The following is a 13387-nucleotide window of genomic DNA, read 5'->3' as shown; positions in this document are numbered from 1 at the left end:
CCCGGCGGCGCTTCGCTTGGCCGGGCTACCATGTCCTGTAGCCCGGCCAAGCGAAGCGCCGCCGGGAAGCGTTCAGGTCTATTCAGTTATCGCCCGACGAATCACCTCCAGCGCCTGCTGGAACTGCTTCTCTGGGATGGTGAGCGGATACAAGAAGCGAATCACGTTGCCATACACGCCGCAGCTCAGCAGCAGTACGCCTTCGGCCAGCGCGCGCTCCTGGACTAATTTGGTAAACTCCGGCGAGGGTTCACGCGTCTGTGGATCGACAAACTCCACTGCGACCATCGACCCCACGCCGCGCACATCAGCAATTGCCGGGCAGCTCTCACGCGCTTTGTTCAGCACCTCAATCAGATGCTGGCCCAGATGATTGGCGCGAGTGCAGAGCGCCTCTTCCTCAATCACATCCAGCACCGCATGTGCAGCCGCAATCGCCAGCGGGTTACCCGCATAAGTTCCACCCAGGCCACCAGGTGCCGGCGCATCCATGACCTCAGCGCGTCCGACAACGCCGGAGAGCGGGAAACCACCCGCCAGGCTCTTCGCCATGGTGATAAGATCTGGCTTCACGCTGTAATGCTCCATCGCAAACAGCTTGCCGGTACGGGCAAAACCGGTCTGCACTTCATCGGCAATCAGCAAAATACCGTGGGTATCACACAGCGCGCGCAGCCCCTGCATAAAATCAGGCGGCGCGACGTTGAAACCGCCCTCGCCCTGCACCGGCTCGAGGATAATCGCCGCCACCTGATCCGGTGCGATATCCGCTTTGAAAATATGATTCAGGCTTTTGAGCGCCATATCGGTCGTGACACCGTGCGCCGCGTTCGGGTAAAGGCCGTGATAGACCGAACCAGGAAACGGGCCGAAGCCAATTTTGTACGGCGCGACTTTGCCGGTCAGCGCCATCGTCATAAAGGTACGACCGTGGAAACCGCCGCCGAAGGTAATCAGCCCCGGACGTTTGGTATAAGCGCGGGCTATCTTCACCGCATTTTCGACCGCTTCTGCCCCGGTGCTGAAAAACGCCGTTTTGGCATTTCCAGTAATTGGCGCCACGCTATTAATACGTTCTGCTAATGATACATAGCTTTCATAGGGAACAATCTGGTAGGCGGTATGGGTGAAGGCCTTAAGCTGGCTCTCAACGGCGGCAATCACCTGTGGGTGACGATGTCCGGTATTCAGCACCGCGATGCCCGCGGCGAAATCGATGTACTCGTTACCTTCAATATCCCAAAGCGTAGCGTTCTCAGTGCGTTCTGCGTAGAAACCGCACATCACGCCCACGCCGCGCGGCGTGGCCTGTAAACGCCGATGATTCAGTGACTCGTTACTCACGGTAAACCCCCTGCCGTTGAAAGACGGAAAAATGCATAGCGCTTATTGAGTTTTTGCCATCGGCTGCATTAACGCCAGCGACAAATGAGAAATAAGCAGAGGAAAGCGTGATGACGGTGGGATTATTGGAGGACGAGCCCGTAGGCCCGATAAGCGTAGCGCCATCGGGCAGGCACAGGTTGCCGGATGGCGGCTACGCCTTATCCGGCCTACAAAACAAAAACCCCCGAATTCACATTCGAGGGTTCATTGGGTACGACGCCAAAAATCAGGCTTCGATAGCCGCGCGCAGTTTTTTCATCGCGTTCTTTTCAAGCTGACGTACGCGTTCGGCGGATACGCCATAGCGGTCGGCCAGTTCCTGCAGCGTGGACTTGTTGTCTTCGTCCAGCCAGCGGGCGCGAATGATGTCCTGGCTACGTTCATCCAGGCCCTGCATCGCGTCTGTCAGCTTATTCGCCGCCTGCTCTTCCCAGTTGTCGTCTTCAATACCGTCGGCAAAGTTGGACGATTTATCCTGCAGATAGAGCACAGGAGCAACTGAGTGGCTTTCAGAGTCATCGTCTGAGGACATATCAAACGCCATGTCCTGCGCCGCCATACGGGATTCCATCTCGCGAACGTCTTTGCTGGAAACGCCCAGCTCGCGCGCTACCATTTCCACTTCGTCCTGATTGAACCAGCCCAGACGCTGCTTGGTTTTACGCAGGTTGAAGAACAGCTTACGCTGCGCTTTGGTGGTCGCAACTTTAACGATACGCCAGTTACGCAGCACGTATTCGTGAATTTCCGCTTTGATCCAATGCACCGCAAAGGAGACCAGACGTACACCCACTTCTGGGTTAAAACGACGTACGGCTTTCATCAGGCCAATGTTGCCTTCCTGAATCAAGTCCGCCTGCGGCAGGCCATAGCCCGAGTAATTACGAGCAATATGAACAACAAAGCGCAGGTGAGACAGGATCAGCGTTTTAGCTGCTTCCAGATCGCCCTGGTAATGCAGCCGTTCAGCAAGCGCCTTTTCTTCATCAGCCGTCAACATCGGCCATGCGTTCGCAGCCCGGATATAAGACTCCAGGTTACCAACAGGGGCTAACGCTAAATTTTGCATTTCTTTGGTCATTCAAATCCTCTCAATTCACTTCATACTGGCGGCGGTTTGTCCTGAAGGCAACAAACATGCCAGGCTCAATGAGCAACGAGAATATCATCCGCTCTTTTATCAGACAGTGAGTTTATCCACAAGTTCAATGCAACAGTGTGAATAAATTACGCACAAAATGTGACACGCGATAGGCCGCGAGGGCAGAAAGATGGGGTTTAAAACGCATCCCCTGCGGACGGAAGTCGTCGCAGGGGAAGAGTATAACAGAACTTTTTTAATCGGGAGTAAAGTGGCGTAAATGTTGTACCGTGGCAAGCCAGGCTGCCACCCAACCGATCATCGAGCTCACCAGCAGCAACAGCAGGCATTCGTCAAACGACAGGCCGCTCAGCTCAAACTGGGTTCCGAAGACGCGGGCCACTTCGGTGACCGCCGACGACAGTCGCATCACCAGAATTTCCGACAGAATCAGCGACAGGAACGCGCCGGAGAAACCGAGCAGCGCACCGCCGTAGAGGAACGGGCGCAGGATAAATCCATCGGTCGCACCAATCAGCTTCTGCACGTTGATAGTATCGCGACGCGCAAAGATGCTCAGACGCACGCTGTTACCGATGACGAGGAACACCGCCGCCACCATCAGCACGCCGATCATCGCCGACACGCGGCCCACCAGCCCGGTAATGGAAGCCAGACGCGCAAACCAGCTATCGTCCATGCGTACTTCGTTGACGCCCTGAATCTGCGCCACGCGGTCACGCAGCGTGTTCAGCGCATCCGTGGTCTGGAAATCAATTTTCGGGATAACCACCGCCACCGCAGGCAGCGGGTTCTCTTCCAACATATCCAGCGCGCCGCCAAAACCTGACCAGTTGCGGAATTCGCCCAGCGCTTCGTCACGGGAAAGGTAGTTCACCTTATCCACGCCCTGCTCAGCCTGTAGCTGACCTACCACTTTCGCCGCTGCATCGTCATCCAGCGTTTTTTCCAGATAGACGGTGATCTGCGGCGACGGATAGTACTGCGAAGCCGCCGTATTCACGTTCTTGTAGACCATGTAGCAGACGCTTGGCAGCGTCAGGGAGATGGCGATAACCATCACCGTCAGGAACGTTGCCAGCGGTTTGCTTTTCAGATCCTGCAGCGCGCCCTGCCAGGCATAACGCACCTGCTCGTTGAACACGTTGGTTTTACGTGAGTTCGGTTTCGGCGCCGGTTTACCGCGCTTCGGCGCATTGCGCCCGCCGTCACCCGCCGGGGTGACCGATTTACGCAAGCGGTCGAGCCGACCGCCGAACTGGCGAATCTGGTTGATTGCGTCGCGCTTATTCACTTGTCAGGCCTCCATGCAAGTGACCGTCGCTCAGCGTGAGCATGCGGTAAGAACGGCTGGAGATAAGCCCGATGTCGTGCGTCGCCATCAGCACCGTTACCCCAACGCGGTTAAACTCTTCGAACAGTCGCAAAATGCCTTCCGACAGCGCGTTATCCAGGTTACCCGTCGGTTCATCCGCCAGCAGTACCGCAGGCTTGTTCACCACCGCACGGGCAATACCCACGCGCTGCTGTTCACCGCCGGAGAGCTGAATCGGGAAGTTTCTCGCTTTATCCAGCAGCCCGACTTTGTCCAGCGCCGCCGAAACGCGACGACGAATATCGTCTGCGCTAGCGCCCGCGATGATCAGCGGGATCGCCACGTTATCAAACACGGTTCTGTCCATCAGCAGATGGTGATCCTGGAAAATCATGCCGATCTGGCGACGTAAGAACGGCACCTCCCGGTTCTTCAGGCGGCTGATGTCATGCCCGCCGAAGTAAATTTTCCCAGCGCTCGGCCGTTCAATCCCACAGATAAGCTTCAGCAGGGTACTTTTACCCGCGCCGGAGTGACCGGTCAGGAATGCCATCTCGCCTGGCTGCATGTGGAATGTGACTCCCTGCAGCGCTTGTCTCCCGCCGAGATAGGCTTTGCTGACGTGTTCAAAGCGAATCATGATTAATCCTCTCGGGCAAAAAGTGCCTCAATAAAATCGCCCGCTTTAAACGGACGTAAGTCCTCAATACGTTCACCGACGCCGATATAGCGAATCGGAATGCCGAACTGGTCCGCCACGGAGAATATCACCCCGCCCTTGGCAGTACCGTCGAGTTTAGTCAACGTGATGCCGGTCAGGCCAACGGCCTCATGGAACAGTTTGGCCTGGCTGATGGCGTTCTGCCCGGTGCTGGCGTCGATAGTCAGCATCACTTCGTGCGGCGCATCCACGTCGAGTTTCTTCATCACGCGAACAATTTTCTTCAGCTCTTCCATCAGGTGCGATTTGTTCTGCAAACGCCCTGCGGTATCGGCAATCAGTACGTCAACGTTACGCGCTTTCGCCGCCTGGATGGCATCGAAAATGACCGATGCGGAATCCGCGCCGGTGTGCTGCGCGATAACCGGAATATTGTTGCGCTGGCCCCAAACCTGCAGCTGCTCTACCGCCGCCGCACGGAAGGTATCGCCCGCCGCCAGCATCACCGTCTTGCCCTGCTGCTCGAACTGACGCGCCAGCTTGCCGATGGTGGTGGTTTTACCCACGCCGTTTACGCCGACCATCAAAATAACGAATGGCGTTTTGCCTTCAATATTAAGCGGTTCATCCACTTTTGCGAGGATTTCACCCATTTCATCTTTTAACAGACCGTACAGCGCTTCAGCGTCGCGCAGCTGTTTACGGCTGGCGGTTTCGGTCAGGTTATTGATGATTTTACGGGTGGTTTCCACGCCAACGTCGGCAATCAACAACTGCTCTTCCAGCTCTTCAAACAGATCATCGTCGATTTTCTTGCCGCGGAACAGACTGATAAATCCGGAACCGAGGTTTTCTTTGGTTTTTAATAGGCTGCGTTTGAGGCGCGCGAAGAAACCTTCTTTGGTCGGTTTTTCCTGCTCCTGCTGCACGTCGTCCGTAGATTCTTCAACGGCAGCTTCTTCTTCCACCGCTTCGTTTTCCGACTCAGCGGCCAGCGCCTGCGCTTCCAGCTCTTCGTCGGTTAATTCGTCTACGGCCTCAGGTTCAATCTCTTCAACCATTTCTGGCTGTGCTTCGACAACCGGTTCGACGACTTCAACCGCTTCTGGCTGTACTTCGACAACCGGTTCGACGACTTCAACCGCTTCAGGCTGTACTTCGGCAACCGGTTCAACGACTTCAACCGTTTCGGGCTGTACTTCAGCAACCGGTTCAACGGCTTCAACCACTTCTGGCTGTATTTCGGCAACCAGCTCAACGACCTCGACGACTTCTGGCTGAACTTCTTCAACCGCTTCGGTCTGTGCGATTTCGCGTTCAGCAACCTGTTCAGTGACTTCAACCACTTCTTCGGCAAACGCTTCGCTTTCCGCGATGGTGTGTGGTTCAGCAACGTCTTCAACAGGTGCTTGCGCTTCTTCGACGCGCGGCGTCTCTTCAGCAACCGTTTCAGGCTCAGCAGTCGGCGTTTCAGCTACCGACTGCTCTTCAATTTTTTCTTCTGATTCAACAACCTGATCCTGTTCTTTCTGCCCAAAGCCCAGCCAGGAAAAAAAGCCACGTTTTTTTTCTTTTGCCATTTGCAACCACACTCCCCGCTGTTTTTGATGGCGCCACTTCGCCATAATCGACGCGAAGGCTAAAATAATGATGAAATTAGTCGGTTAGTCTACCACTTAACTTCCCTGGCTTCACCGCTTTCACCCGGCAGGGCAGAAAGCTAGAATAGCAGGCCGAAAGAGCGACCAGAGCAAGCAAATGAAAAAACCAACTTCCGGCGGCATGGGCCAGATCCGCATTATTGGCGGTCAGTGGCGCGGCCGTAAACTTCCCGTTCCTGATAGTCCGGGCCTCAGACCCACTACCGATCGCGTGCGTGAGACCCTTTTCAACTGGCTGGCCCCCTCAATGGTCGATGCCCGTTGCCTGGACTGCTTCGCTGGAAGCGGCGCGTTAGGGCTGGAAGCGCTCTCCCGCTATGCCGCCAGCACAACGCTGCTGGAGATGGAGCGTTCCGTTGCGCAGCAGCTACAAAAAAATCTCGCAACGCTAAACGCCGCACAGGGCAAAGTGGTGAATACGAACACCCTCGCATTCCTCGCTCAGCCAGGCACGCCGCATGATATTATTTTTGTCGATCCGCCATTCCGGAAGGGATTACTGGAAGAGACGTTAAACTTACTGGAAACCAACGGCTGGCTGGCCGATAGCGCACTCATCTATGTAGAAAGCGAAGTCGAAAACGGTCTGCCGCCGGTGCCGGTCAGCTGGGACCTGCATCGGGAAAAAATCGCCGGTCAGGTGGCCTACCGTCTCTATCATCGTGAAGTGCAGGGAGAAAGTGATGCTGATTAATCTTGGGCGCGCGCTGATGCTGTGCGTATGGGCGTTTCTGGTGCTGAACCTGGTTCACCCGTTCCCGCGTCCGCTGAACATTTTCGTTAACGTTGCGCTGATTTTTATGGTGCTGATGCACGGCATGCAGATGGCGCTGCTGCAGTCGACGATGCCAAAAGACGGCCCGCAAATGAGCCGTGGCGAGAAGGTACGCATCTTCCTCTTCGGTGTGTTTGAACTGCTGGTGTGGCAGAAAAAAATCGGCGCGAGCTTGAAGAAGAAGTAGTAATAAAATTGCCCGATGCGATTTTACTCATCGGGCTTCAAATGCGATGTTGCTTTTATTGGTGTGACTGGATGGAATCAAGTTTATCGTTTAGCTTGTTAATTTCCTTAACACCTCCGTTATCCCAAGCAATTTTCGTCAGCTGGCAAATTGGTTCATTTTTTGTGTAATAAATACCTGAAAATGGCCCGCCACCGTAGCAGTAAACATAGTCAGAACTAAGTAGATAAAATGGGGTGATAATTGAGATAACAGTACCCAACACAAGGGTTATTCCCCCATACCCCAGTGCAATACTCATCCCTCGATGGAGCATTTTGTTGGGAGTCAGATCCCTTGAAAAAAAAGCAGACATGAAGAGAAAAACAAAATAGACCGCAGTCGGTACAACAAGTACTAAAGGCAAGGACTGCCAACAAAAATTTATAATACTACGTGAATTTACAACTCCCATAACATCCTTTATACACATACTATATGTAGAGTAAATCACATACGAGATAATTGTTGATCCTGTTAGTACTATACATCTGTTTTTTATATGAGTATAAACGTCCAAATTAATGTTCCTTTGTCATTTTTTACCGGAAAACGTCATTGAATCAAGTTTATCGTTAAGTTTTTGAATTGCCTTGCTTCCCTCGTTATCCCAGACAATGTTCATTTGTTCGCAAATTGATTCATTCTTTGTATAAAAAACACTTGAAAATGGTCCTCCACCATAACAGTAAACATAGCCGTTACTAAGAAGATAAAATGGAATAATAATAGAAATTATAACACCAAGGACAATGGCTGCCCCTCCGTAACCCAGCGCAATATTCATCCCCCGCTGGAGGCTCCTATATGGAGCTAGATTCTTTGAAAAAAAGGCAGACATAAAGAGAACAACGAAATAAATCGCCGTCGGTACAAATAGCACTAAAGGTATTGATTGCCAGCTGAAATAGACGATACTTCGAGCATTCACAACATACATAACTTTTACAATACAACTGGTAAAGGTAGAATAGGTCACATAGGAAATAATTGCTGAACCAGTTAATATTATACATCTATTTTTTATATGTGTATAAATATCCAAATTAATAATCTCCTTGCAATAACGAACGGGAAAATACAGAAAAATATTTGTAGTTCCACTCATCAATCCTCTGTTGTTCATTTATTCCGCTACGAATGCATTCAATCAATTTTCTTGATAATTTATTATCTATATCATAATCATTTAATTTAGAAGTAATAATGATGCCAAGAACAACAACAATCACAATCTCTCCCCAAACAGGCACAACCAAACTTGCTGATAATGCCGTCGCCAGTGACGCTACTCCCCCAACAACCACCTCAGTAACAAAAATCGTCACAATCACCTTAGCCACATCCATAGTGATATTTCCCAGAAAGGCCGCGACATCGTGGTCAGATCTAAAAATTAACTCGACAAGCCGCCAGCAGGCTGAAAACCAGATGCAAAACTTTGCTCCAGAGATAGTTCCTGCCCGAACGCCTGCTTTACCAATCCCTAACTCCAGAAGCTTGGGGTGATTGACGCGATAGCGGGTCCCATTAAGAATTCGCCGCAAGGAAGGATAGCCGGTGATTTTCACATACATTTTCCCACCATAAGAGTATTGAACAGCCTTAACCCCCAACCCTTTAAGCGTAAAAACAATCTTCCCGGCATCTTTATATGAGATCAGTTTCACAATATTTGCCGCACCACCTGCTGCATCCTTAATATTTCCCGCATAGGTGGTGGCCTGCGACATGGCGTTGCTTTTTAGCAGATCGTCAATGACGCCCTGCGCCTCCTCCAGCGACAGCAGCATGACGTGTTGTGCATCTTTATCTAGCCGCTGCTTAAGCGCCCGAATATCGTCTTCAAAGCGCCTGACAAGCTCCCTATTGTTTTCTCTAAGCAGGTCATTTGAGTTTTGATTAATCCAATCAACATAACCAACCATATACATTCCCTTAAAAAATACGTTCTTCCCAAAGGCTATATCCACTGGTTCCCGCTATATGATGTTCCCAGCTAATTGACTCATAGCACAGTTCAATAGATTCTTCGGGTTGCCCGGCGCTATCATCAATGGTGTGAGGGACGTGAAGGTGGATGCTGGAAATTCTGGCTTTCGTCAATTTTATCGTGTAGTAAAGCTCGTTAAATCCCATTCTATTCGTTCGGTAAAAGCTAAATTCGCAGGTGAGTTCTTCATTATCATTGATAGCTTTCCCCAGCAATGGCGAAGCTTTATCCACTGGTTTCACTATCGTCATGGACTGATGATTCACGTTCTGCTCACGGTTCATTCCATGTGAAATTGCCATGACCATAATCTGATCGTGGTGTACCAACTGAGCTTTATTCCCAATTGAATCAACGGCAGAACAGCCCGCCGAAATTAATCCCTGAGATTGACCATTCAGCGTCAACCAAATTGTATTTGCCATATAATATCCTTATGTATAGACACGACTAATAATTAAACGAAATAAAAACCGTATAAATCAAATAAAAAAACAAGGATATTTATAGCGCAAAAAATAAATGATGACTAACTCTATATTTCAAACCGCAACAAAAAACAAATTAAAATATCAATCAGAGGTAATATATTTAAAAGAATTGATATGTGATTTCAATATATGAGAGCGTTGTATTACGAGTCTCAGTATAAAAAACACTATCGCCCTTTGACACAACTCCATCAATGGGCGATATCGCTCCCTATTCGGCCTTAAAATCGACAAAGCGCGAACCTCTGTAGCTCAGCGTCCCCCTATCGCCCACCGTCAGCTGATGATACTGCTCCGCTTCTACGCGGAAACTCACCTCCAGCCCGCCCTGCTCCGGCTTAAAGCTCACGTCATAGCGCATTTCGCTACCGGCTGGCGTCACCGTCTGCTGACGTGAACGGCGGTCGTTCAGCACCTTCTCGCGCTTGTTACTCACCACCACCCGCTTTTGCATCAGCGGTGCGGCATCGTTGTCCATTTTCTCCCGGCGCTGCTGAACAAAGCGGAACGACGCGGCCACGACGATAATGGCGACAACGACGATGAAGAAAAGCGGCATCTTGCTCATTTCAGGTTCTCTTAAGAATTTACGCAAATCATAGTAAACAACGCAGTATGCCATTGTCATCTGGCGGCTACGGCTACTACACTGGACATTCAAGACTGGCGGTACAGTACCCATTAAGATAACAGATACAGGGACTTATTATGCTTTGGTCGTTTATCGCAGTATTCTTCTCAGGCTGGCTCTACGTGGATGCAGCCTACCGTGGGCCCGCCTGGCAGCGCTGGGCATTCAAACCTATAACCCTAATCTTATTGCTGTTTCTCGCCTGGCAGGCGCCAATGTTTAACGCCATCAGCTACCTCGTACTCGCGGGTCTATGTGCGTCATTGATTGGCGATGCGTTAACGCTATTACCGCTTCAGCGCATGCTGTACGCCGTGGGCGCGTTTTTCCTGTCGCATTTGTTGTACACCATTTGGTTTGCCGGACAACTGACCTTCACCTTCTTCTGGCCGCTGCCGGTCATTCTGTTGGTTATCGGTGCGCTCTGGCTGGCCGTTATCTGGACGCGTCTCGAAGAGATGCGTTTACCGGTGCTGGCCTTTATTGGCATGACGCTGGTGATGGTCTGGGTTGCCGGTGAACTCTGGTTCCTGCGCCCGACGGATACGGCACTTTCGGGCTTCTTCGGCGCAGGTTTACTGCTGTTAGGCAATATCGTCTGGCTGGTGAGCAAATATCGCTGCCGCTTCCGTGCAGATACGGCAATCTATGCCGCCTGCTATTTTGCCGGGCATTTCTTTATCGTTCGCGCGCTTTACCTGTAATTTCTTGCTTGACTCTGGAGTCGACTCCAGAGTGTATGCTGCGTTTAATGAAGCAACGATCATTAATCGGAGGATACGATGTCGACTCCAGAGACTCGTCACAATAAAGCCCCCCAATTCTCATCCTTTAAGCTTGCGCCTGCGCCACAGACGCAGGACGACTGCTGCTGCGACAGCCAATGTGCAACGACTGAGCCCGTAGCAGAACCAACGCTGGACGCCCGCTATATCTGGGTCGTCAACGGCATGGACTGCGCCGCCTGCGCCCGTAAAGTCGAAACCGCCGTAAGTCAGGTCGCTGGCGTAAAGCAGGTCAAAGTCCTGTTTGCCACCGAAAAGCTGCTGGTTGATGCCGATGACGACATCCGTACTCAGGTGGAGAAAGCTGTGAGCGCCGCCGGCTATACGCTGCGTAGCGACAGCGAGCCGAAGGCCGAAGAGAGCACCTCACGCTGGCGGGAAAACCTGCCGCTTATCGCGCTCGCTGTGATGATGGCGATTAGCTGGGGCCTGGAGCAGTTCAACCATCCGCTGGGCAACCTGGCGTTTATCGCCACTACGCTTGTCGGGCTCTACCCTATCGCCCGCCAGGCACTGCGCCTGATGAAAAGCGGTAGCTGGTTCGCTATTGAAACGCTGATGAGCGTCGCGGCCATCGGCGCGTTGTTTATCGGCGCGACGGCGGAAGCCGCAATGGTGCTGCTACTGTTCTTAATTGGCGAACGCCTTGAAGGCTGGGCGGCTAACCGCGCGCGTCAGGGTGTGAGTGCATTAATGGCGCTGAAGCCAGACACCGCCGTGCGCGTGCGTGACGGTCAGCGTGAAACGGTCGCCCAGAAGGATCTTCAGCCGGGCGATGTGATTGAAGTGGCCGCCGGCGGGCGTTTGCCTGCCGACGGGAAGCTCATCACGCCGTTCGCTAGCTTTGATGAGAGCGCCTTAACCGGCGAATCCATTCCGGTTGAGCGCAGCGCGGGCGAGAGCGTGCCAGCGGGTGCAACCAGCGCTGACCGCTTGGTGCAGCTGAGCGTTATCTCGAAGCCTGGCGATAGCGCCATCGACCGTATTCTGCGCCTGATTGAAGAGGCCGAGGAACGTCGTGCGCCTATCGAGCGCTTTATTGACCGTTTCAGCCGCATCTATACCCCGGCGATTATGGCCGTCGCGCTGCTGGTGACGCTGGTGCCGCCGCTGCTGTTTGCCGCCTCGTGGGAGGAGTGGATCTACAAAGGGCTGACGCTGCTGTTGATTGGCTGTCCGTGCGCGCTGGTTATCTCGACGCCGGCAGCGATTACCTCAGGTCTTGCCACCGCCGCACGCCACGGTGCGCTGATTAAAGGCGGCGCAGCGCTGGAGCAACTGGGGCGCATCACCCAGATGGCCTTTGATAAAACCGGTACCCTGACGCTCGGCAAACCACAGGTAACAACGGTTATCCCAACGGCCGAACTGAGCGAAGAAAATCTGCTGGCGCTGGCCGCCGCGGTGGAGCAAGGCTCCACCCACCCGTTGGCACAGGCCGTGGTGCGCGAAGCGCAGCAGCGTGGGTTGACCATTCCTCAAGCCGCTGAGCAGCGTACGCTCGTAGGTTCCGGTATTGAAGCCAACGTAGACGGTCAGCGCATCGTTATCTGCGCGGCAGGCAAGTTCCCGGCTCCTGATCATCAGGACGAGATCCAGCAACTGGAAAGCCAGGGCAATACCGTGGTGCTGGTAACTCGCGGCGAGACGCTACTGGGAATTGTGGCGCTGCGCGATACGGTACGCCAGGAGGCGCATCAGGCGGTCGACGGCCTGCGTGAGTTAGGCATTCAGGGCATCATTCTGACCGGGGATAACCCGCGTGCCGCCGCCGCCATTGCCGATGAGTTAGGGATGGACTACCGTGCCAACCTGCTGCCTGCTGATAAGGTCAATGAAGTGACGGCGCTGAACGCTCAGGGGCCGCTGGCGATGGTGGGCGACGGGATTAACGACGCCCCGGCAATGAAGGCCGCTGCGATGGGTATCGCGATGGGCAGCGGCACCGACGTGGCGCTGGAAACCGCCGATGCAGCACTGACGCATAACCGTCTGACCGGGCTGGTGCAGATGATTCGCCTGGCGCGCGCCACTCACGCCAACGTCCGACAAAACATCGCTATTGCGCTGGGGCTGAAGGGGATTTTCCTTATTACCACGCTGCTCGGTATAACCGGTCTGTGGCTGGCGGTGTTGGCGGATACGGGTGCGACGGTGCTGGTGACGTTGAACGCGCTGCGACTGCTGCGCGGGAAGTTTAGTGCGTAATTACGTTGCTTCGGTGCCCTTCCCCGGCGGCGCTCCGGTACAAACCGGAAACATAGGTAACACTTTAGACCGGATACATGGGTAACAGTTATAACTGGCATAGAAGAGGAGACTCGCTATGCCCTGGACTGAGACCCGACCTATGCAACGCCT

The 13387-nt window shown here is 53.0% G+C and carries 14 protein-coding genes; 4 read left to right on the top strand and 10 right to left on the bottom strand.

Features of this window, described 5'->3' with window-relative positions:
* Positions 1–78: 78 nt before the first annotated feature.
* The 5 genes from RDN66_RS16455 to ftsY all read right to left on the bottom strand — a co-directional run bounded on the left by RDN66_RS16455 (position 79) and on the right by ftsY (position 6044).
* Positions 79–1344, bottom strand: coding sequence for a 4-aminobutyrate--2-oxoglutarate transaminase (locus RDN66_RS16455; RefSeq protein ID WP_202217040.1), 1266 nt, complete (start codon positions 1342–1344; stop codon positions 79–81).
* A 268-nt stretch (positions 1345–1612) separates the two neighbouring features.
* Positions 1613–2467 carry an RNA polymerase sigma factor RpoH gene (gene rpoH / locus RDN66_RS16450; protein ID WP_123650894.1) on the bottom strand — a complete coding sequence of 285 codons (855 nt, stop codon included), beginning with the start codon at positions 2465–2467 and terminating at the stop codon, positions 1613–1615.
* 256 nt (positions 2468–2723) lie between these two features.
* The gene (gene ftsX, locus RDN66_RS16445; RefSeq protein WP_035894804.1) at positions 2724–3782 is read right to left on the bottom strand and encodes a permease-like cell division protein FtsX; all 1059 of its coding nucleotides are present in this window, start codon (positions 3780–3782) and stop codon (positions 2724–2726) included.
* On the bottom strand, positions 3775–4443 hold the full coding sequence (gene ftsE, locus RDN66_RS16440; RefSeq protein WP_035894806.1) for a cell division ATP-binding protein FtsE: 669 nt from the start codon (positions 4441–4443) through the stop codon (positions 3775–3777). Before ftsE ends, ftsX begins: the two co-directional genes overlap by 8 nt.
* A 2-nt stretch (positions 4444–4445) precedes the next feature.
* Positions 4446–6044: a signal recognition particle-docking protein FtsY gene (gene ftsY / locus RDN66_RS16435; RefSeq protein ID WP_202217039.1), complete on the bottom strand. Its 1599-nt coding sequence runs from the start codon at positions 6042–6044 to the stop codon at positions 4446–4448.
* 178 nt (positions 6045–6222) lie between these two features.
* Between ftsY and rsmD the strand changes: the two genes are divergently transcribed.
* Together rsmD and RDN66_RS16425 are read left to right on the top strand one after the other, a co-directional pair.
* Positions 6223–6819 carry a 16S rRNA (guanine(966)-N(2))-methyltransferase gene (rsmD, locus tag RDN66_RS16430; protein WP_202217038.1) on the top strand — a complete coding sequence of 199 codons (597 nt, stop codon included), beginning with the start codon at positions 6223–6225 and terminating at the stop codon, positions 6817–6819.
* Positions 6809–7087 (top strand): DUF1145 family protein, encoded by a 279-nt coding sequence (locus tag RDN66_RS16425; protein ID WP_035894809.1) that lies wholly within the window; start codon positions 6809–6811, stop codon positions 7085–7087. The genes rsmD and RDN66_RS16425 overlap by 11 nt, the downstream gene beginning before the upstream one ends.
* Positions 7088–7142: 55 nt before the next feature.
* On the opposite strand, the gene RDN66_RS16420 is transcribed toward RDN66_RS16425, so the two are convergent.
* From RDN66_RS16420 to RDN66_RS16400, 5 genes are all read right to left on the bottom strand, one after another.
* Complete coding sequence (locus RDN66_RS16420) at positions 7143–7541, bottom strand: hypothetical protein (RefSeq protein ID WP_202217037.1); 399 nt, start codon at positions 7539–7541, stop codon at positions 7143–7145.
* 120 nt (positions 7542–7661) lie between these two features.
* The gene (locus RDN66_RS16415; protein ID WP_202217036.1) at positions 7662–8171 is read right to left on the bottom strand and encodes a DUF1240 domain-containing protein; all 510 of its coding nucleotides are present in this window, start codon (positions 8169–8171) and stop codon (positions 7662–7664) included.
* Position 8172: 1 nt separating this feature from the next.
* On the bottom strand, positions 8173–9054 hold the full coding sequence (locus RDN66_RS16410; protein ID WP_202217035.1) for a hypothetical protein: 882 nt from the start codon (positions 9052–9054) through the stop codon (positions 8173–8175).
* Positions 9055–9064: 10 nt separating this feature from the next.
* Positions 9065–9544 carry an Hcp family type VI secretion system effector gene (locus tag RDN66_RS16405; protein WP_202217034.1) on the bottom strand — a complete coding sequence of 160 codons (480 nt, stop codon included), beginning with the start codon at positions 9542–9544 and terminating at the stop codon, positions 9065–9067.
* A 277-nt stretch (positions 9545–9821) separates the two neighbouring features.
* Positions 9822–10178 carry a DUF2500 domain-containing protein gene (locus tag RDN66_RS16400; RefSeq protein ID WP_308538029.1) on the bottom strand — a complete coding sequence of 119 codons (357 nt, stop codon included), beginning with the start codon at positions 10176–10178 and terminating at the stop codon, positions 9822–9824.
* Between the two features lie 140 nt (positions 10179–10318).
* Between RDN66_RS16400 and RDN66_RS16395 the strand changes: the two genes are divergently transcribed.
* Both RDN66_RS16395 and zntA read left to right on the top strand, forming a co-directional pair.
* Positions 10319–10945 carry a lysoplasmalogenase gene (locus RDN66_RS16395; RefSeq protein ID WP_308538028.1) on the top strand — a complete coding sequence of 209 codons (627 nt, stop codon included), beginning with the start codon at positions 10319–10321 and terminating at the stop codon, positions 10943–10945.
* 78 nt (positions 10946–11023) lie between these two features.
* Entirely contained in the window at positions 11024–13234 is a 2211-nt protein-coding gene (gene zntA, locus RDN66_RS16390) for a Zn(II)/Cd(II)/Pb(II) translocating P-type ATPase ZntA (RefSeq protein WP_202217033.1), read from the top strand.
* Positions 13235–13387: the final 153 nt, after the last annotated feature.

This window comes from uncultured Kluyvera sp. (assembly GCF_902485085.1).
Lineage (GTDB): Bacteria > Pseudomonadota > Gammaproteobacteria > Enterobacterales > Enterobacteriaceae > Kluyvera > Kluyvera ascorbata.
This window is presented reverse-complemented; position numbering and strand designations above follow the sequence as displayed.